The sequence below is a fragment of the Klebsiella sp. CN_Kp073 genome (assembly GCF_040065495.2).
Classification (GTDB): domain Bacteria; phylum Pseudomonadota; class Gammaproteobacteria; order Enterobacterales; family Enterobacteriaceae; genus Klebsiella; species Klebsiella aerogenes.
In genome coordinates this window covers 4,890,287-4,907,347 of record NZ_CM198051.1, presented here as the reverse complement: position 1 = coordinate 4,907,347, position 17,061 = coordinate 4,890,287, and the positions used below count along the sequence as shown (strand labels likewise).

The window sequence follows — 17,061 nt, the reverse complement described above, 5'->3', positions numbered from 1 at the left end:
GACCGGCCCCGATGAAACGTTACGCAACCGCTCTGTTTTTTTGCACGCTGGCGCTGAGCAGCCAATTGGCCCACGCCGATATTATTGATGACGCTATTGGCAATATTCAGCAAGCCATCAACGATGCCTACAATCCGGGCAACAGCCGTTCCGACGACGATGACGGGCGCTATGACGACGGACGCTACGATGACGGCAGCTATCAGGGCAGCCGCCAGCAGCGTAGGGATAATCAGCAGCAATATAACGATCGCCAGCGGCAGCTTGACGACCGCCGTCGCCAGCTGGATGAGCGCCAGCGCCAGCTCGATAGCGATCGCCGCCAGCTGGAAAGCGATCAGCGCCGCCTCGACAACGATTATTGATTTTCCCGGTCACGCTGCCGGCTAATCGAGCACGATCTCCATGCCGTCGTATCCCGCCTCGAAACCTTTCGGCAGCGAGTTATCCATCATCCACTGGTCGAACTGATGGCTGATATGAGTGAGGATCACCCGCGGGCAGCCAAGTACCTGGTTCAGCGCGCGCACGGTATTCAGGTCGCTGTGGTTGCGCGGCGCCTGTGCTTTGGGCTCGTAGCTGCAATCGATGACAATCACCTGCGGCTGATTATTAAGTAAAAACTTCAGCGTCTTCTCCGGCAGTCCGGCGGTATCCGCAAGCCAGGCCACCCGGCTGTGCGCCGACTCCAGCAGATAGCCGTAGGTCAGCTTTGAGTGGATTAACGGCAGCGGCGTGACCTGTAGCCCCTGTAGTTCAAATACCGTGAAGGGGGTAACGGTGTGGCTAAAATCGAGGATGCCGGGATGCTTAAACAGATCGTCGCAGCCGATGTCATCCGGCGGGCCGTATACCGCAATCGGATCGCCCACGCCCCAGCGCAGGGGGAACAGCCCCTGTACGTGGTCCATATGGTAATGCGTCAATAAAATCTGCTGGAAGCTGCCCGCGGGCTGGCGTTCCGCCAGATCCGCCAGCCCGGCATCGAGCAGCGTGACCGCATGGTTAAAGCACACCACCGCGCTGCAGGGGCGGCGGCGATAGCGCGCATCGGCGCGGGCGCGCTGGCAGGCGGCGCAGTCGCAGCCGAAGACCGGCACCTGCTGGGCGCCGCCGGTGCCGGTCAGGCGGATCGTCAGGCTCATCGTATTACCTTATCCTCAGGCATGCTGATTCTCTTCACGCCCGGCGTGCTGGCGCAACAGCTGGAAGAAACGCTCTACCGATTGCCCGAGGCTGCCGTCGTTATTCAACGTCAGGCAATCGGCCGGTTTATAGCGCGCGGCGCGTTGCAGTCGCTGGTCGATTTCCACGGCATTTTCCCGGCCGCGCTGTTCAAGCCGCTGGCGCAACACCTGTGGTGAGACTTCGAGACAAATCGGTACCAGTACGTCATCGTAACGTTCTCGCGCCTGCGCCAGATGCGCGCGCGAGCCGTTGGCGACGACATCAAAACCGGCATGCAGCCAGAGGTCGATCTCCACGCCGACGCCATAGTAATTATTGTTGGCATGCCAGCTGAGGGCGAAAAGATTACGCTCGGCGCGGGTGAAAAACTCATGCTCGCTCAGCGCAATATGGTTCTCGCAGCCCGCCTGGTGCGGGCGGGTGATGTAGCGATGCGCGACCAGCAGTTGCGGATGCTCACGCTGGCGCAGCGCGGCCAGCAGACTATCTTTTCCCGACCCGGAAGGGCCGACCAGCCAAATCAGTTTTCCAGGCATTAAAAGACCCTCTTTCCCTGACGCCAGACGTGATCGATATGGACGTGCTCGCCGCGGCGGTGCGCCAGTACCAGATCGGCGCGTTTGCCTTCGGCGATGACGCCGCGGTCATGCAGACCCAGCGCCTGCGCCGGATGTTTGCTGACCAGACGGATAGCCTGCGCCAGCGTGAAAGCGTTGTCGTCGCTATCGGCGATACGGAAAGCGGCATCAAGCAGGCTGGCGGGGTAGTAGTCGGAAGAGAGAATATCTAACAGGCCGCTGGCGGCTAGTTGATGCGCGGCGACATTGCCGGAATGCGAGCCGCCGCGCACGATATTCGGCGCCCCCATCAACACATTCATTCCATGCTGGCGCGAAGCCTGCGCGGCGGCCAACGTGGTAGGAAATTCGGCGATCACGCTGCCAAGCTGGTGGGATTCGGCGACATGTTCATGAGTGGCGTCGTCGTGGCTGGCGAGAGCGATTTGGCGTTCCCGGCACATCGCGGCGATAGCCTGGCGATTAGGCTGCGACCAGGCCGCCGCCAGCGCCATTTGCTCCTCTTCGAAGCGTTCCATCTGCTCGCCGCTGAGCTGATATTTGCCCTGATAATATTCGCGATATTTTTCGCGGTTGGCGAACTGGCGTTGACCCGGCGAATGGTCCATCAGCGACACCAGAGTGACCGGCTCGCGGTCGACCAGCTTTTCAAACAGCGGCAGAGTGGTGTGGTGCGGCAGTTCACAGCGCAGATGCAGGCGGTGCTCGGCGCGGTTAAGCCCGCGTTTTTGCGTCTCTTCCACCGCGTTGATCATCTTTTCCAGATTCTCAAGGCGGTCGCCGCCGTCGCGCACGTCGCCAATCGCCACGGCGTCGAGTACGGTGGTGATGCCGCTGGCGACCATTAAAGCATCGTGGCTGCTCATCGCCGAGTGTGCAGGCCAGTCAACCTTTGGCCGCGGGGTGAAGAATTTATCCAGGTTATCGGTATGGAGTTCGATAAGCCCCGGCAGCAGCCAGCCGCCTTCGCCATCGAGGGCGCCGGGCAGCCGGCTCTGGCTTTCGGCAAAGGCGTAAATCCGCCCCTCCTGCACTTCCAGCGAACCGTCGATGGTTTCGTCTTCCAGTACCAGCTTTACGTTATTGATTATCATACTGTGATACCCATTGGGTGCAGGCGGTCGGCGACCTGACCGCGTACCGTTTCATCATGGAAAATACCGACGATGGCCGCGCCGCGGGCTTTAGCCTGCTGGATCAGCGCCACCACCGCGGCGCTGTTGTTGGCATCCAGCGAGGCGGTGGGTTCATCAAGGAGTAAAATCGGATAGTCGACCGCAAAACCGCGGGCGATGTTGACCCGCTGCTGTTCGCCGCCGGAAAAGGTGGATGGCGCCAGATGCCACAAACGCTCCGGCACGTTGAGATGGCTCAGCAGACGGGCGGCTTTAGCGGCGCTCTCTTCGCGCGGCGTCCCGAGCTCAAGCAGCGGCTGCATGACGACTTCCAGCGCGGATATCCGCGGGATCACCCGCAGAAACTGGCTGACCCAACCGATGGTGGTTTTACGCACTTCCAGCACCTTGCGCGGCGTGGCGGTCACCAGATCCACCCATTCGTCGCCGTGGCGGATATGAATATGACCGCTGTCCGGCAGATAGTTAGCGTACAGCGAACGCAGCAGCGTCGATTTGCCGCTGCCGGAATGGCCGTGCAGCACCACGCACTCCCCGGCGTTAACGGAGAGCGAAGCGTCGGCGAGCACCGGCAGACGTACGCCGTGCTGTTGGTGCAGAACAAAGGTTTTATGGATGTTTTCAACGCGGATCATTTTAGCCCTCTCGGGGTTGGAGTGCCGGGTGGCGCTTCGCTTACCCGGCCTACGAATAACGCACCTGTAGGCCGGATAAGGTGCAGCCGCCATCCGGCAAAACAGCATCAATTCTGCAACACCGACGACACCAGCAGCTGGGTGTAAGGATGGTGCGGATCGTCGAGCACCCGGTCGGTTAAGCCACTTTCCACCACCTGTCCTTGTTTCATCACCAGCAGACGGTTCGCCAGCAGGCGAGCGACGCCGAGATCGTGGGTGACGATCACCACCGCCAGACCCAGCTCCACCACCAGCCCGCGCAGGAGATCGAGCAGGCGCGCCTGTACCGAGACGTCCAGCCCGCCGGTGGGTTCATCCATAAACACCAGTTTCGGCTGCGTCACGAGATTGCGGGCGATTTGCAAGCGCTGCTGCATACCGCCGGAAAAGGTGGTCGGCAGGTCGTCGATGCGGGAAGGCGGGATCTCCACCTCCTGCAGCCAGCGTTCGGCGGTGGCGCGAATGTCGCCGTAGTGGCGGGCGCCGGTCGCCATCAGCCGTTCGCCGATGTTGCCGCCCGCCGAGACCTGGCGACGCAGGCCGTCCATCGGGTGCTGATGCACAACGCCCCATTCGGTGCGTAGCAGGCGGCGGCGTTCGGCTTCGCTCATGGCGTACAGCGAGCGCTGTTGATACCGCACTTCACCCTGTTGCGGCGCCAGACGAGCGGAAATCGCTTTCAGCAGCGTGGTTTTACCGGAGCCGGATTCACCGACGATACCGAGCACTTCGCCCGGCCACAGCTCGAAAGAGACATCGCTAAAACCTTTGCCCGGCGCATAGAGATGGGTCAGGTGATTGACTGCAAGTAACGGCTGGCTCATTTTTTCTGCGCCTCGCTCCGTTGGCGGCAATAATCGGTATCGGAGCAGACAAACATCCGCTGGCCGCTATCATCCAGCACCACTTCGTCAAGATAGCTGTGACGCGAACCGCAAATGGCGCAGGGTTCATCCCACTCCTGCACGCTAAACGGGTGATCGTCGAAATCGAGGCTTTCGACTGCGGTATAGGGCGGCACCGCGTAGATACGCTTTTCGCGCCCGGCGCCGAACAGCTGCAGCGCCGGCATCATGTGCATTTTGGGGTTATCGAATTTCGGGATCGGCGAAGGGTCCATCACGTAGCGGCCGTTCACCTTCACCGGATAGGCGTAGGTGGTGGCGATGTGGCCGAAGCGGGCGATATCCTCATACAGCTTCACCTGCATTACGCCGTACTCTTCCAGCGCGTGCATGGTGCGGGTTTCGGTTTCACGCGGTTCGATAAAGCGCAGCGGCTCCGGGATCGGCACCTGATAGATCAGGATCTGATCTTCCACCAGCGGCGTTTCCGGGATCCGATGGCGGGTCTGGATCAGGGTGGCGTCTTCGGTGCGTTCGGTGGTGGCGACACCGGTTACGCGTTTAAAGAACTGGCGGATCGACACCGCGTTGGTGGTGTCATCGGCGCCCTGATCGATGACCTTCAGTACGTCGTTCTCGCCGATAACGCTGGCGGTCAGTTGGATCCCGCCGGTACCCCAACCATAGGGCATCGGCATTTCGCGGCCGCCGAAGGGCACCTGATAGCCGGGAATGGCCACCGCTTTCAGTATCGCCCGGCGGATCATGCGCTTGGTTTGCTCATCAAGATAAGCAAAGTTATAGCCAGTCAGTGGGTTAGCCACGTTCGTTCTCCCGTTGCAGGCGTTTCAACAGCGCCAGTTCGGCCTGGAAATCGACATAGTGCGGCAGTTTCAGATGCGAGACGAAACCGGCGGCTTCAACGTTATCGGCGTGCGCCAGCACGAACTCTTCGTCCTGGGCCGGTCCGCTTATCTCTTCGCCGTATTCCGGCGCCTGAAGGGCACGGTCGACCAGCGCCATGGCCATCGCTTTACGCTCGCTCATGCCAAACGTCAGGCCGTAGCCGCGGGTGAAGTGCGGCGGCTCATCCTCTGGATCGACAAAGCCGTTGACCATTTCGCATTCGGTCAGCAGCAGCTCGCCAATATTGACGCTAAAACCCAACTCTTCCGGCACGATTTCCACCTGCACGTAGCCGCTGCGGATCTCGCCGGCAAACGGGTGATTGCGGCCATAGCCGCGCTGGGTCGAGTAGGCCAGCGCCAGCAGATAGCCTTCATCGCCGCGTACCAGCTGCTGCAGCCGCGAGGAGCGCGAGCAGGGATAGACCGGCGGGGTGCGGGTGATATCGTCAGGCGGCGCGCCGCAGTCCGCTTCCGCTTTGGCCAGCCCCTGTTGCGCCAGCAGGTTGAAGACGTGCGGCGTCGGCGGCGTTTCGCTACCGGCTTTCTGCACCGACGGCGGTTCGCCGTTGGCCAGCAGGGCAAAATCGAGCAGGCGGTGGGTATAGTCGTAAGTGGGGCCCAGCAGCTGGCCGCCGGGGATATCTTTGTACACCGCGGAGATGCGGCGCTCGAGGCGCATTCCAGCGGTATCAACCGGTTCGCTGACCGCCAGCTGCGGCAGGGTGGTGCGGTAGGCGCGCAGCAGGAAAATGGCTTCGACGTTATCGCCGCTGGCCTGCTTCAGCGCCAGCGCCGCCAGTTCGCGGTCGGCAATACCGCCTTCGGTCATCACCCGGTCCACCGCCAGGCTGAGCTGTTCGCTTATCTGGTCAACGCTCAGTTCGGGAAGCCGTCCATCGCCCCGTCGTTTCTGCTCTTGCAAGGCGTGAGCGGCGCTAATCGCCTTCTCGCCGCCTTTGACGGCAACATACATTTAGCACACCTCCACGTGGGTGGTACGCGGGATAGCCAGCAGGCGCTCGCCGCAGGTCAGGATCAGGTCAATGCCCAGCGGGAACGGGTGTGGGCGTTCGGTTAATTCGTCGATGATGCAGTCCGGCAGCTGTGGGGCGATCATTCGCTCCTCGGCAATGCCCGCGCCGGTCAGGCGCAGCATGCGTCCGCCGCTCAGGCTGGCTAGTTGAACAATCAGCGTGACGCCGGTTTCCGGCGCCGCCACGGTACCGGCGGAAAGGACATTAAGCTGTTCGGCGCTGATGGTGTCGCAGGCGACGGCAAATACCGCCTGCTGCGGCTGTTCCACCAGCGTCGCGCCGGTATGGAAGCGCAGATTTTGGCTGACCAGATCGTTATGCAGCGCGGCGGCCATCCATACCGGGGTGTCGTGATCGGCCAGGGTCAGCAGCAAGCTGGTGGAGGCGATATTCAATGGCTGCCAGCCGTGCTGAAGCTGCTGCAGAGAGACAATCACTCCCGGCTCGCTCATTGCTTTCAGCAGGCGGCGGAAACTGTGTTGGGCATCCTGCACCGGTAGGGTAAAGGCGGTTTGTAATGTCATGCGTTATCTCCGCGAACCAGAGTAAAGAAGTCGACCCGGCTGGCGTTGACTTCGGCGCGACGAGCATCGAGGCGCGCGCTGCGTTGTGCTTCCAGCGGGGTAATGAGGGTTTCCATTAAGGTGTGAAAATAGTGAGGCGATTGCAGCAGGCCGTCGATCGCCGCGCAGCGCTCGGCGTGTGGGCGATTGCGGCCTAAAATCCAGCTGTAGCCGAGGGTGCCATCGGCCAGGCGCACGGCGGCGCGGGTCAGGGTGGCGTCACCGGCAAAGAAACGATCGCCGATGCCGCCCATACGCGCCTGGAGCTGTACCAGCCCGGTTTCCGGGGCGCGAATTAATTCATACTCCGGCGCCAGCCGCAGCGATTGCATGCGCGCCAGAAGGTCCTGCGGTTCACTGTGGGCCAGCACGGACATCCAACGCTGGCGGGTGGCGGTATCGAAGTGCATTCAGTGCTCCATGGTGAATTCAATCATGTCGGCGCGGGTCAGGCTAACGGAGTACTCCGTCGTGACTGTCTCGCCCTCGCGGCTATTGAGCGTGCGTACGCACAGCAGTGGCGCCATATTGGGGATTTCCAGCAGCTTGCTCTCTTTCGCCTGCGCGCGGCGAGCGCTGATTTTGGTGCGTACGCGGGTCAGTTCGATGGCGAGCTGGTCGCGCAGCAGGTCGTGTAGCGAACCGTGGGTGAAGGTTTGCAGCACCGGCCAGAAGCGCAGGTCGGCGAAATAGTGGTCAATCAAACACAGCGCCACGCCGTTGACCCGGCGCAGGGTGCGCAGATGAATGACGGTTTCGCCTTCGGCAATGCCAAAGGCTTCGGCGACATGGCTGCTGGCCGGGCGCAGCACCGACAGCAGTTTCTCGCTGGTCGGGTGGCTGCCTTGTTCCAGCAGGTTCTGGCTGAAACGCGCCTGAGCGTTGAGCGGGTAGTCGATGGGGCGCATCAATACCAGCACGCCGACACCCTGACGGCGCTGGACCCAGCCGCGTTCCACCAGTTGATCGATGGCGCGACGTAGGGTGTGGCGGTTGACTTCAAAGCGCGCCGCCAGCTGCTGTTCCGCAGGCAAATAATCGCCGCAGCGATAGTGATGGCGCAGCTCCTGTTCAAGCCTGGCGGCAATTTCCTGATACCGGGTGGGGTAACTGGTCGGATGTCTGGATAAGTACATGGTTATCGAGCCTCACTAAGCACCTTGGGGATCCCCGTTGAGCGTGGGCCGATACTGACGCGTTTTTGTTACATTCCTGTTAAGTCACGATGACCGCAGGATGAAGAGTTAATGCCGGTGAGATGACAGGGCGGAGAAGCCGCCCTGGAGAGAAGATTAGGGTTGTTTGACGACGTTAACCATCCACGGCACGCCGAAGCGATCGACGACTTTGCCGAAACCGTAGGCCCAGAAGGTCTCCTGCCACGCCATTTCGATGCGCCCGCCATCGGCCAGCGCTTCAAACCAGTGTTTGCCTTCAGCAATATCTTTCGGCTCCAGCACGAGGACGAATCCCGCGTAATGTTCCATGTCGCTACTGGGGCTATCGCTCAGCATCAGAATACTGTCGGCGACCTGCAGACTGGCGTGGGCGATGCAGTCGGCGGCAAGATGCTGCCCGGAGGCGCAGCCATCGTCGGCATCCTGGGCGCTCTGCGGCATTTCGCCGTAGGTGATTTGGTGGATAAGCTGCGCCCCCAGCGCCTGCTGATAGAAGGCGATGGCGGCAGCGCAGTTGCCGCTAAAAGCAATGTAAGGACTCAGGGACATAACCATGACCTCAGATAACCAATGACCCATAAAGCGTAGTTGGTGACGGGCAAAAGAAGCCAGGCGGCAAAGCGGGGTGAATTTTTCTGAAAATGCGTCGCCGCGTGGCGGGAAGGCAGAGACGAAATGAGAATTGATCGCGCGGTTTGGCTGGAAGGTTCCGGGAATAATTTTGGCGAAATGAGCGATATAATTTGGCGACGTTCCGCCGCTGATATTCGGACGCGCCGGCAAGGTTGCCGCCAGCGCCGGAAAAATAATAGCGCTGGCGTGAAAAAATTTAATTAGTTCTTTTTGACGAATTCAGATTTCAGCTTCATCGGGCCAAAACCGTCAATTTTGCAGTCGATGTTGTGATCGCCTTCGACCAGACGGATATTCTTCACTTTGGTGCCGATTTTCAGCATGGAAGAGCTGCCTTTTACCTTCAGATCTTTCACCACGGTCACGCTGTCGCCATCGGCAAGTAAGTTGCCGTTAGCGTCTTTTACGATCAGCGCGTCGGCGTCATCGGCCGGCTCGGCATTGTTCCACTCGTGGGCGCATTCCGGGCAGATGTACATGCCGTTATCTTCATATGTGTATTCAGAATGGCATTTTGGGCAGTGTGGAAGTTGCATGGCGTTCCTCGTGATTACTGGGAAAAACAGGACGTTGGTCCGTTAAACAGCGGCTGTGAGCCGAAAGTGCGGCTGATTATAGCGCAATCCCGCACTTTTGTCGGGTATTTTTTCCAGGAAATAACGCAGGGTAATTATTTTGGCTTTACGGAGAATATGCTGAAAAACAGACGTTAATAAAGTCCATAAATAAACATCGGCGGCGAAACAGAGATTGAACTTATTCATTTTATTTGGCTCTGTAATTAAGCTGGGCGAATTTTTCGTGAAGTTGATCCCAAATTTAAACGCTGGTAGGGTAAAAAGGGATGTAAGTAAATTCGTCACTGCTTATTTGGTAAGTGAATTATTAATTTAAGGCCAGAGCAGGCGTCAACAGGTTCGGTTGTACACTCTGTCAGAAAGACAGTGCAGGCAAACCTGCTACGCTTGAAATGTGGAGCACAGCACTTCGCCGCTCCCAACGTACGTCGCGAATGACCTCGTCATTTGGCGAGGAGTCGTGCGCTCAAGGCGATAGCACAGAGGAAAAGTATGCTTAAAAGGAAAAAAATAAAGCCGATTACGCTTAGGGATGTCACCATCATCGATGATGGTAAGTTGCGAAAAGCCATCACCGCGGCCTCGCTCGGTAATGCGATGGAGTGGTTCGATTTCGGTGTGTATGGTTTTGTGGCTTATGCCCTTGGTAAAGTCTTCTTCCCCGATGCCGATCCCAGCGTGCAGATGATTGCCGCGCTCGGTACTTTCTCGGTTCCCTTCTTGATTCGTCCGCTCGGCGGCCTGTTCTTCGGGATGCTCGGCGATAAATACGGTCGACAAAAAATCTTAGCGATCACCATCGTTATTATGTCGATAAGTACATTCTGTATCGGTCTTATTCCGTCGTATGCCACCATTGGTATCTGGGCGCCGATTCTGCTGCTGCTGTGTAAAATGGCGCAGGGCTTCTCGGTGGGCGGCGAATATACCGGGGCGTCGATCTTCGTAGCCGAATACTCGCCTGACCGTAAACGCGGGTTTATGGGCAGCTGGCTGGACTTCGGTTCGATTGCCGGCTTCGTGATGGGCGCAGGCGTGGTGGTACTGATTTCCAGCGTGGTGGGTGAAGAGAACTTCCTCGACTGGGGCTGGCGTATCCCGTTCTTCCTGGCGCTGCCGCTAGGGATTATCGGCTTGTACCTGCGTCACGCGCTGGAAGAGACGCCGGCGTTCCAGCAGCACGTGGATACCCTTGAACAGGGCGACCGCGAAGGTCTGCAGGAAGGTCCGAAGGTCTCCTTTAAAGAGATTGCCACCAAGCACTGGCGCAGCCTGCTGACCTGTATTGGTCTGGTGATTTCCACCAACGTGACCTATTACATGCTGTTGACCTACATGCCGAGCTACCTGTCGCATAACCTGCACTACTCGGAAGATCACGGCGTACTGATTATTATCGCCATCATGGTCGGCATGCTGTTTGTCCAGCCGGTTATCGGCATGCTGAGCGACCGTTTTGGCCGCCGTCCGTTTATCCTGGTGGGTAGCGTCGCGCTGTTCACGCTGTCTATCCCGGCCTTTATCATGATTAACAGCAACGTGATTGGCCTGATCTTCGCCGGTCTGCTGCTGCTGGCGGTGGTGCTGAACTGCTTTATCGGCGTGATGGCCTCATCGCTGCCGGCGATGTTCCCGACCCACATCCGCTTCAGCGCCCTGGCCAGCGCCTTTAACATCTCGGTGCTGATCGCCGGTCTGACGCCGACGCTGGCGGCATGGCTGGTGGAAACCACCCAGAACCTGATGATGCCGGCTTACTATCTGATGGTGATTGCGGTGATTGGCCTGATTACCGGCCTGTCGATGAAAGAGACCGCTAACCGTCCGCTGAAAGGGGCGACACCGGCGGCGTCCGATATCCAGGAAGCGAAAGAAATTCTGGGCGAGCACTACGATAACATCGAGCATAAAATCGAAGATATCGATCAGGAAATCGCCGACCTGCAGGAAAAACGCGCCCGTCTGGTACAGCAGCATCCGCGTATCAACGACTAACCGTTTTTCACTGTTCACGATGCCGCCTGGGGAGACCCCGGCGGCATTTTTTATGGCTGCGGCGACGCGAGGCTGTGGCGGCGCTGTTGGCTCAATTTACGGTACTGCTGCGGCGGCATGCCGACGTAGCGGGTAAAGGTGCTGTAGAAGCGGCTGCTGGAACGGAACCCGGCGGTGAGGGCGATATCAAGGATGGTCTTATCGGTATCGCTTAGCAGCGCGCGCACGTGATTGATGCGCATGGCGGTAATGTACTGCTTCATGGTCTGCTGCATCACCCGCTGAAAAACGCCCATCGCGTAGTTTGGGTTAAGTTTAACGTGCTCGGCGACGGCATCGACGGTCAGCGCCTGGTCATAATGGGCGGCGATAAATTCCAGCATCTGGCTAACGTAAAATTGCGCGTGGCGCGAGACGCTGTTCTTGTGGGTGCGCGAGGTCTTATTGACCAGAATCGGCTGCCAGCCGGCGAGGCTCAGCCGCTTGAGCATCAGGGCGATTTCATCGATCGCCAACTGGCGAATCTGTTCATTCTCGTGATTCAACTCCTGCTGCCAACGCCGTACTTCAAAAGCGCTTAACTGCTGGGCGGCGAGAGATTTAATCACCATCCCGTGGGTGACGTGATTTATCAGTTCGCGATCCAGCGGCCACGACAGAAACAGATGCATCGGCAGGTTGAATATTGCCATCTGCTGGCAGTCGCCCGGGCGGGTCAGTTGATGCGGCGTACAGGCCCAAAACAGGGTGATATAGCCTTTCTCAATGCGCACCACTTCATTGTTAATCAAATACTCCACGTCGCCGTCGAACGGCACGTTGACCTCTACCTGGCCGTGCCAGTGGCTGGTGGCCATGGCGTGCGGCGGGCGCAGTTCGATATCCATGCGCTGATACTCGGAATAGAGCGCCAGCGGGCTGCGGCTCTGCTTTTCATCGCTGCTGCACATGTGCGGGTCGGGGGGCAGGGAAGTGAAGCGGTGTTCCATCATGGGCGGATTCCTGGATCGTCAGAGTGGCTGCGTTTTTAGCCTGAACTGATTACAGCTTAGCGGAATCATCGGCCCGTTTTCTCTCCTTTTAAGCCGATCTATTCCCAAAAACTCAGATTTTGTGGCGTTCAATGGCCGATCTGAGTTTCCGGGAATGCTCCGGCGGGAACGGGGCAGCGCAGCGGAGAGCGGCATGCCACTCTGAAAGTGTTCAATGACCTGATGGAGAGAGCGCGATGTCTGCCCCCAAAATTACCTTTATCGGCGCCGGTTCGACGGTGTTCGTCAAAAATATTCTCGGTGATGTGTTCCAGCGCCCGGCGCTGAAGTCGGCGCATATCGCGCTGATGGATATCGATGAAACCCGGCTGGAAGAGTCGCATACCGTGGTGCGAAAGCTGATGGATTCCGTCGGCGCGAATGGCGAAATTAGCTGCCATCGCGATCGTAAAACCGCCTTGCGGGACGCCGATTTTGTCGTCGTCGCCTTCCAGATTGGCGGCTACGAGCCCTGCACCGTGACTGACTTTGAAGTCTGTAAACGCCATGGCCTTGAGCAGACCATTGCCGATACGCTGGGGCCGGGAGGCATTATGCGCGCGCTGCGCACCATCCCGCATCTGTGGGCTATCTGCGACGATATGAGCGAGGTCTGCCCGGACGCCACCATGCTTAACTACGTTAATCCGATGGCGATGAACACCTGGGCGATGTACGCCCGCTACCCGCATATCAAGCAGGTGGGTCTGTGCCATTCGGTGCAAGGCACAGCGGAAGAGCTGGCGCGCGACCTTAACCTCGACCCGGCGGATTTACGTTACCGCTGCGCGGGCATTAACCATATGGCGTTCTATCTGTCGCTGGAGAAAAAGCTCGCGGACGGCAGCTACGTCAGTATCTACCCCGACCTGCTGCAGGCCTACGCCGAAGGACTGGCGCCGAAGCCGAACCTGCATGGCAATCCGCGCTGCGAAAACATTGTCCGCTATGAGATGTTCAAAAAGCTGGGCTACTTTGTCACCGAATCGTCGGAACATTTCGCCGAATACACGCCATGGTTTATCAAGCCGGGGCGCGACGATCTTATCGCCCGTTATAAAGTGCCGCTGGATGAGTACCCTAAACGCTGCGTCGAGCAGCTGGCCAACTGGCATAAAGAGCTGGAGAGCTATAAGAGCGGCGAGCGTATCGAGGTTAAACCTTCTCGCGAGTATGCCAGCACCATCATGAACGCTATCTGGACCGGCGAGCCGAGCGTCGTGTATGGCAACGTACGCAACGATGATCTCATCGACAATCTGCCGCAGGGCTGTTGCGTCGAAGTCCCTTGTCTGGTGGACGCTAACGGTATCCAGCCGACGAAAATCGGCGTGCTACCGGCGCATCTGGCGGCGCTGATGCAGACCAACATCAACGTGCAGACGCTGCTAACGGAGGCCATCCTGACGGAAAATCGCGATTACGTTTATTACGCCACGATGATGGATCCGCACACCGCCGCGGTGCTGGGGATCGAAGAGATCTACGCGCTGGTGGACGATCTGATCGCCAGCCACGGCGACTGGCTGCCGGCCTGGCTGCACCGTTAATTTTCTCATGCCGCCGGGGGATCTGGCCCGGCGGCGCCTGCCATGCTCTATCAAACGCTAAAGGAGGCGCTGGCGACAGCGACCTGTACCCTATGAGTATTTCAATGACAACAAAGCTCAGCTACGGATTTGGTGCCTTTGGTAAAGATTTCGCTATCGGTATCGTTTACATGTATCTGATGTATTACTACACCGATATTGTTGGCTTATCGGTTGGGGTGGTTGGCACCTTGTTCCTGGTGGCGAGGATCCTCGATGCGATAGCCGATCCGATCATGGGATGGATCGTCAACTGCACGCGATCGCGATGGGGGAAGTTCAAGCCGTGGATCCTGATCGGGACTATCACCAACTCGGTGGTGCTGTATATGCTGTTCAGCGCCCATCACTTCAGCGGCGGAGCGCTACTGGCGTGGGTGTGGCTGACCTACCTGCTGTGGGGCTTCACCTATACCATCATGGATGTGCCGTTCTGGTCGCTGGTGCCGACCATTACCCTTGATAAACGCGAACGTGAACAACTGGTGCCTTACCCGCGCTTTTTCGCCAGCCTTGCCGGGTTTGTGACCGCCGGCGTCACGCTGCCGTTTGTCAGCGCCGTCGGCGGCGCCGATCGCGGCTTCGGTTTCCAGATGTTTACCCTGGTGCTGATTGCCTTCTTCGTGGTCTCCACCCTCGTTACCTTACGCAACGTCCATGAGGTTTACTCGTCGGATAGCGGCGTGAGCGAGGATTCCAGCCATCTTTCACTGCGCCAGATGGTGGCGCTCATCTATAAAAACGATCAGCTGGCCTGCCTGTTGGGCATGGCGCTGGCCTATAACACGGCGGCGAATATTATCGCCGGCTTCGCGATTTATTACTTTACCTACGTTATCGGCAGCGCGGAGATGTTCCCGTATTACATGTCCTACGCGGGGGCGGCGAATTTGCTGACGCTGATCCTGTTCCCACGGCTGGTGAAAGGGCTGTCGCGGCGCATTCTGTGGGCGGGAGCATCTATCATGCCGGTGCTGGGCTGCGGCGTGCTGTTGCTGATGGCGCTGAGCGGCGTTTACAACATCGTGCTGATTTCGCTTGCCGGGGTGCTGTTGAATATCGGCACCGCGCTGTTCTGGGTGCTACAGGTCATTATGGTGGCCGATACCGTTGATTACGGCGAATATACGATGAATATCCGCTGCGAAAGCATCGCCTACTCGGTGCAGACGCTGGTGGTCAAAGCCGGTTCGGCGTTTGCGGCCTGGTTTATCGCCATCGTGCTCGGTATCATTGGCTACGTGCCGAATACGGCGCAATCGCCTCACACGCTGCTGGGGATGCAGGCGATTATGATTGCGCTGCCGACGCTCTTTTTTGCCCTGACGCTGTTTCTTTATTTCCGTTATTACAAGCTGAATGGCGATATGTTGCGACGTATTCAGATTCACCTGCTGGATAAATATCGTCGGGTACCGGAAAATGTCGTCGAGCCGGAACGGCCGATTGTGGTACCCAATCAGGTGTAAAAAGCGTGCGAAAACCGCTGGCGAAAGAGGGGAGGGATGCTCTCTTTTTGCGCAAAAATAGCGTTTAAAACAGACAGAAATGAAAATCTTAAGTTCTCTGATTTGTCTCTCATAGTTCTCTCTTTGAGCTCAATGGGTTAATTGAAATCTCCATTGTTTCTCAAATAAAACTCAGAATTGTCTCTTTTTCGTGCTCTTGCGCTGCTTTTTAACTCTTGCTACTCTTTTTGGGTCTTACGTTTTCTCTTATTTGTCTCAGTGATGGAGCAATGCGATGCGCATTTTTATCGATGATGGTTCAACCAATATCAAAATGCTGTGGGAGCAAGATGGCGAAAATTTCACCCATATCAGCCCCAATAGTTTCAAGCGCGGCTGGTCTGCCACTTTCGGCGCCGGGAAGCCATTTAACTACACCGTGGATGATGAAAAGTACTCTTTCGACCTGATCACCCCCGATGCGTTACCCACCAACAATATTGATTGGCAATACAGCCCATTGAACTCCATCGCTGTCCATCATGCGCTGCTGACCAGTGGTCTGGAACCGCAGGATGTCGAGATTGTGGTCACCCTGCCGCTGACCGAATTTTATGATGAAGATGCGCAATATCGTCTTGATAACATTGAGCGTAAGAAAAAGAGCCTGCTGCGCGAAGTTAAACTGAATAAAGGCGTGGTGTTCAATATCACCAAAGTCACCGTGCGTCCGGAATCCATTCCGGCGGGTATTAGCCTGTGCGATGAGCTTAAACCATCTCATTCGGTGCTGATTGTCGACCTCGGCGGCACCACGCTGGATATTTCGATGGTGGCCGGGCAGATGACCTCGGTTTCGCGCATTTACGGCGACCCGAAGCTGGGCGTGTCGCTGGTGACCGACGCCGTTAAGCTGGCGCTGGCCCGGGCGAATACCGATACCTCGAGCTATAACGTTGACCAGATAATCATCAACCGCCACGACGAAGAGTATTTGACCGATAACATCAACGATCCGGATGCGGTATCGGAGGTGAAAAAGGTTATCTCTAATAGCATCGAACGCCTGACGACTCGCGTTCTGACGGCGATTGATAGTTTTAAAGGCTATTCGCACGCCATCGTGATTGGCGGCGGCGCGCCGCTGGTTGCCGATGCGATTCGCGAACGCATGGGTCTGCGCGAAGATCGCTTTGTGGTGGCCGACGAGCCGCAGTTCGCCCTCGTGCGTGGTCTGAAAATTATTGGTTAAGGAGCGTCTATGACTCTGGACCGCAGAAAGGTTCTGATTTACCTGCGCCCGGATATCAGCGCCAGCGAGCGCTTTGCGGACGCGAAAATTGAAGCCCATCATCGCGGCGATCGCGGGGATATGTCGCGTACGGCGCTGTTGGCGGGGTTAGCGTTGGGTGAAGTTGATAGCCGGCTGCCGTCAATGCTGGCGGCGCTGCTGGCGGAAGATACGCCGCCGGAGACGTTGCGTAGAATGCTGGCCTCGTTTCTTGAGATTCAGCCAGCGTCTTCCGCTCCGGCATCCGCGCCAGCGGCTGCCGCTGTTAAAGCGCCCGAGCCGCCAGCCCCGGTGAGCGAGAGCGTCTCCGCGCGTAATCTCGCCGGCTCGCTGCCGGATTAAGCGCTTATCCCGGCTTTCGCTACGCTCAGCCGGGCTACGGTTTGCTC

The 17,061-nt window shown here is 58.1% G+C and carries 19 protein-coding genes; 6 read left to right on the top strand and 13 right to left on the bottom strand.

Going from position 1 to position 17,061, the window contains the following annotated elements:
• Positions 1-11: 11 nt before the first annotated feature.
• Positions 12-365: a DDRRRQL repeat protein YjdP gene (gene yjdP / locus ABLV66_RS23620; protein ID WP_320483097.1), complete on the top strand. Its 354-nt coding sequence runs from the start codon at positions 12-14 to the stop codon at positions 363-365.
• Between the two features lie 21 nt (positions 366-386).
• Here yjdP and phnP read toward each other — a convergent pair whose 3' ends face one another.
• The 12 genes from phnP to ABLV66_RS23560 all read right to left on the bottom strand — a co-directional run bounded on the left by phnP (position 387) and on the right by ABLV66_RS23560 (position 9,276).
• The gene (phnP, locus tag ABLV66_RS23615) at positions 387-1,145 is read right to left on the bottom strand and encodes a phosphonate metabolism protein PhnP (protein WP_348877289.1); all 759 of its coding nucleotides are present in this window, start codon (positions 1,143-1,145) and stop codon (positions 387-389) included.
• Positions 1,146-1,160: 15 nt separating this feature from the next.
• Complete coding sequence (gene phnN, locus ABLV66_RS23610; protein WP_045396519.1) at positions 1,161-1,724, bottom strand: ribose 1,5-bisphosphokinase; 564 nt, start codon at positions 1,722-1,724, stop codon at positions 1,161-1,163.
• A complete protein-coding gene (gene phnM, locus ABLV66_RS23605; RefSeq protein ID WP_045396516.1) occupies positions 1,724-2,860 on the bottom strand; it encodes an alpha-D-ribose 1-methylphosphonate 5-triphosphate diphosphatase in 1,137 nt (378 codons plus the stop codon). Before phnM ends, phnN begins: the two co-directional genes overlap by 1 nt.
• Complete coding sequence (phnL, locus tag ABLV66_RS23600; RefSeq protein ID WP_045396513.1) at positions 2,857-3,537, bottom strand: phosphonate C-P lyase system protein PhnL; 681 nt, start codon at positions 3,535-3,537, stop codon at positions 2,857-2,859. Before phnL ends, phnM begins: the two co-directional genes overlap by 4 nt.
• Before the next feature lie 107 nt (positions 3,538-3,644).
• Positions 3,645-4,403 carry a phosphonate C-P lyase system protein PhnK gene (phnK, locus tag ABLV66_RS23595; protein WP_045396510.1) on the bottom strand — a complete coding sequence of 253 codons (759 nt, stop codon included), beginning with the start codon at positions 4,401-4,403 and terminating at the stop codon, positions 3,645-3,647.
• The gene (locus tag ABLV66_RS23590; protein WP_348877288.1) at positions 4,400-5,248 is read right to left on the bottom strand and encodes an alpha-D-ribose 1-methylphosphonate 5-phosphate C-P-lyase PhnJ; all 849 of its coding nucleotides are present in this window, start codon (positions 5,246-5,248) and stop codon (positions 4,400-4,402) included. The genes phnK and ABLV66_RS23590 overlap by 4 nt, the downstream gene beginning before the upstream one ends.
• The gene (locus ABLV66_RS23585) at positions 5,241-6,305 is read right to left on the bottom strand and encodes a carbon-phosphorus lyase complex subunit (protein WP_348877287.1); all 1,065 of its coding nucleotides are present in this window, start codon (positions 6,303-6,305) and stop codon (positions 5,241-5,243) included. The genes ABLV66_RS23590 and ABLV66_RS23585 overlap by 8 nt, the downstream gene beginning before the upstream one ends.
• A complete protein-coding gene (gene phnH, locus ABLV66_RS23580; RefSeq protein WP_015368697.1) occupies positions 6,306-6,890 on the bottom strand; it encodes a phosphonate C-P lyase system protein PhnH in 585 nt (194 codons plus the stop codon). It lies immediately after the preceding gene.
• Positions 6,887-7,339 carry a phosphonate C-P lyase system protein PhnG gene (gene phnG, locus ABLV66_RS23575; RefSeq protein ID WP_045396504.1) on the bottom strand — a complete coding sequence of 151 codons (453 nt, stop codon included), beginning with the start codon at positions 7,337-7,339 and terminating at the stop codon, positions 6,887-6,889. Before phnG ends, phnH begins: the two co-directional genes overlap by 4 nt.
• Positions 7,340-8,065: a phosphonate metabolism transcriptional regulator PhnF gene (gene phnF, locus ABLV66_RS23570; RefSeq protein WP_015368695.1), complete on the bottom strand. Its 726-nt coding sequence runs from the start codon at positions 8,063-8,065 to the stop codon at positions 7,340-7,342.
• Between the two features lie 156 nt (positions 8,066-8,221).
• Positions 8,222-8,656 carry a VOC family metalloprotein YjdN gene (yjdN, locus tag ABLV66_RS23565; protein WP_348877286.1) on the bottom strand — a complete coding sequence of 145 codons (435 nt, stop codon included), beginning with the start codon at positions 8,654-8,656 and terminating at the stop codon, positions 8,222-8,224.
• Between the two features lie 284 nt (positions 8,657-8,940).
• Positions 8,941-9,276, bottom strand: coding sequence for a zinc ribbon domain-containing protein YjdM (locus tag ABLV66_RS23560; protein WP_015368693.1), 336 nt, complete (start codon positions 9,274-9,276; stop codon positions 8,941-8,943).
• Between the two features lie 534 nt (positions 9,277-9,810).
• Here ABLV66_RS23560 and proP point away from each other — a divergent pair.
• Positions 9,811-11,313: a glycine betaine/L-proline transporter ProP gene (proP, locus tag ABLV66_RS23555; protein WP_020079848.1), complete on the top strand. Its 1,503-nt coding sequence runs from the start codon at positions 9,811-9,813 to the stop codon at positions 11,311-11,313.
• Positions 11,314-11,363: 50 nt separating this feature from the next.
• Here the strand turns inward: proP and melR are convergent, their stop codons facing one another.
• Positions 11,364-12,302 carry a transcriptional regulator MelR gene (melR, locus tag ABLV66_RS23550; RefSeq protein WP_032715623.1) on the bottom strand — a complete coding sequence of 313 codons (939 nt, stop codon included), beginning with the start codon at positions 12,300-12,302 and terminating at the stop codon, positions 11,364-11,366.
• 239 nt (positions 12,303-12,541) lie between these two features.
• Between melR and ABLV66_RS23545 the strand changes: the two genes are divergently transcribed.
• The 4 genes from ABLV66_RS23545 to ABLV66_RS23530 all read left to right on the top strand — a co-directional run bounded on the left by ABLV66_RS23545 (position 12,542) and on the right by ABLV66_RS23530 (position 17,014).
• Positions 12,542-13,894, top strand: a complete 1,353-nt coding sequence (locus tag ABLV66_RS23545; RefSeq protein WP_047046363.1) for an alpha-glucosidase/alpha-galactosidase — start codon at positions 12,542-12,544, stop codon at positions 13,892-13,894.
• A 92-nt stretch (positions 13,895-13,986) separates the two neighbouring features.
• Complete coding sequence (gene melB, locus ABLV66_RS23540) at positions 13,987-15,402, top strand: melibiose:sodium transporter MelB (RefSeq protein ID WP_047065954.1); 1,416 nt, start codon at positions 13,987-13,989, stop codon at positions 15,400-15,402.
• Between the two features lie 274 nt (positions 15,403-15,676).
• Entirely contained in the window at positions 15,677-16,633 is a 957-nt protein-coding gene (parM, locus tag ABLV66_RS23535; protein WP_348877285.1) for a plasmid segregation protein ParM domain-containing protein, read from the top strand.
• Between the two features lie 9 nt (positions 16,634-16,642).
• Positions 16,643-17,014 (top strand): plasmid partitioning/stability family protein, encoded by a 372-nt coding sequence (locus ABLV66_RS23530; protein ID WP_020079845.1) that lies wholly within the window; start codon positions 16,643-16,645, stop codon positions 17,012-17,014.
• The last annotated feature ends 47 nt before the right edge of the window (positions 17,015-17,061 follow it).

Bases quoted from the DNA above. Each gene is read 5' to 3' on its own strand.
- yjdP (WP_320483097.1), top strand. From the start codon at position 12: ATGAAACGTTACGCAACCGCTCTGTTTTTTTGCACGCTGGCGCTGAGC.
- phnP (WP_348877289.1), bottom strand. From the start codon at position 1,145: ATGAGCCTGACGATCCGCCTGACCGGCACCGGCGGCGCCCAGCAGGTG.
- phnN (WP_045396519.1), bottom strand. From the start codon at position 1,724: ATGCCTGGAAAACTGATTTGGCTGGTCGGCCCTTCCGGGTCGGGAAAA.
- phnM (WP_045396516.1), bottom strand. From the start codon at position 2,860: ATGATAATCAATAACGTAAAGCTGGTACTGGAAGACGAAACCATCGAC.
- phnL (WP_045396513.1), bottom strand. From the start codon at position 3,537: ATGATCCGCGTTGAAAACATCCATAAAACCTTTGTTCTGCACCAACAG.
- phnK (WP_045396510.1), bottom strand. From the start codon at position 4,403: ATGAGCCAGCCGTTACTTGCAGTCAATCACCTGACCCATCTCTATGCG.
- ABLV66_RS23585 (WP_348877287.1), bottom strand. From the start codon at position 6,305: ATGTATGTTGCCGTCAAAGGCGGCGAGAAGGCGATTAGCGCCGCTCAC.
- phnH (WP_015368697.1), bottom strand. From the start codon at position 6,890: ATGACATTACAAACCGCCTTTACCCTACCGGTGCAGGATGCCCAACAC.
- phnG (WP_045396504.1), bottom strand. From the start codon at position 7,339: ATGCACTTCGATACCGCCACCCGCCAGCGTTGGATGTCCGTGCTGGCC.
- phnF (WP_015368695.1), bottom strand. From the start codon at position 8,065: ATGTACTTATCCAGACATCCGACCAGTTACCCCACCCGGTATCAGGAA.
- yjdN (WP_348877286.1), bottom strand. From the start codon at position 8,656: ATGTCCCTGAGTCCTTACATTGCTTTTAGCGGCAACTGCGCTGCCGCC.
- ABLV66_RS23560 (WP_015368693.1), bottom strand. From the start codon at position 9,276: ATGCAACTTCCACACTGCCCAAAATGCCATTCTGAATACACATATGAA.
- proP (WP_020079848.1), top strand. From the start codon at position 9,811: ATGCTTAAAAGGAAAAAAATAAAGCCGATTACGCTTAGGGATGTCACC.
- melR (WP_032715623.1), bottom strand. From the start codon at position 12,302: ATGGAACACCGCTTCACTTCCCTGCCCCCCGACCCGCACATGTGCAGC.
- ABLV66_RS23545 (WP_047046363.1), top strand. From the start codon at position 12,542: ATGTCTGCCCCCAAAATTACCTTTATCGGCGCCGGTTCGACGGTGTTC.
- melB (WP_047065954.1), top strand. From the start codon at position 13,987: ATGAGTATTTCAATGACAACAAAGCTCAGCTACGGATTTGGTGCCTTT.
- parM (WP_348877285.1), top strand. From the start codon at position 15,677: ATGCGCATTTTTATCGATGATGGTTCAACCAATATCAAAATGCTGTGG.
- ABLV66_RS23530 (WP_020079845.1), top strand. From the start codon at position 16,643: ATGACTCTGGACCGCAGAAAGGTTCTGATTTACCTGCGCCCGGATATC.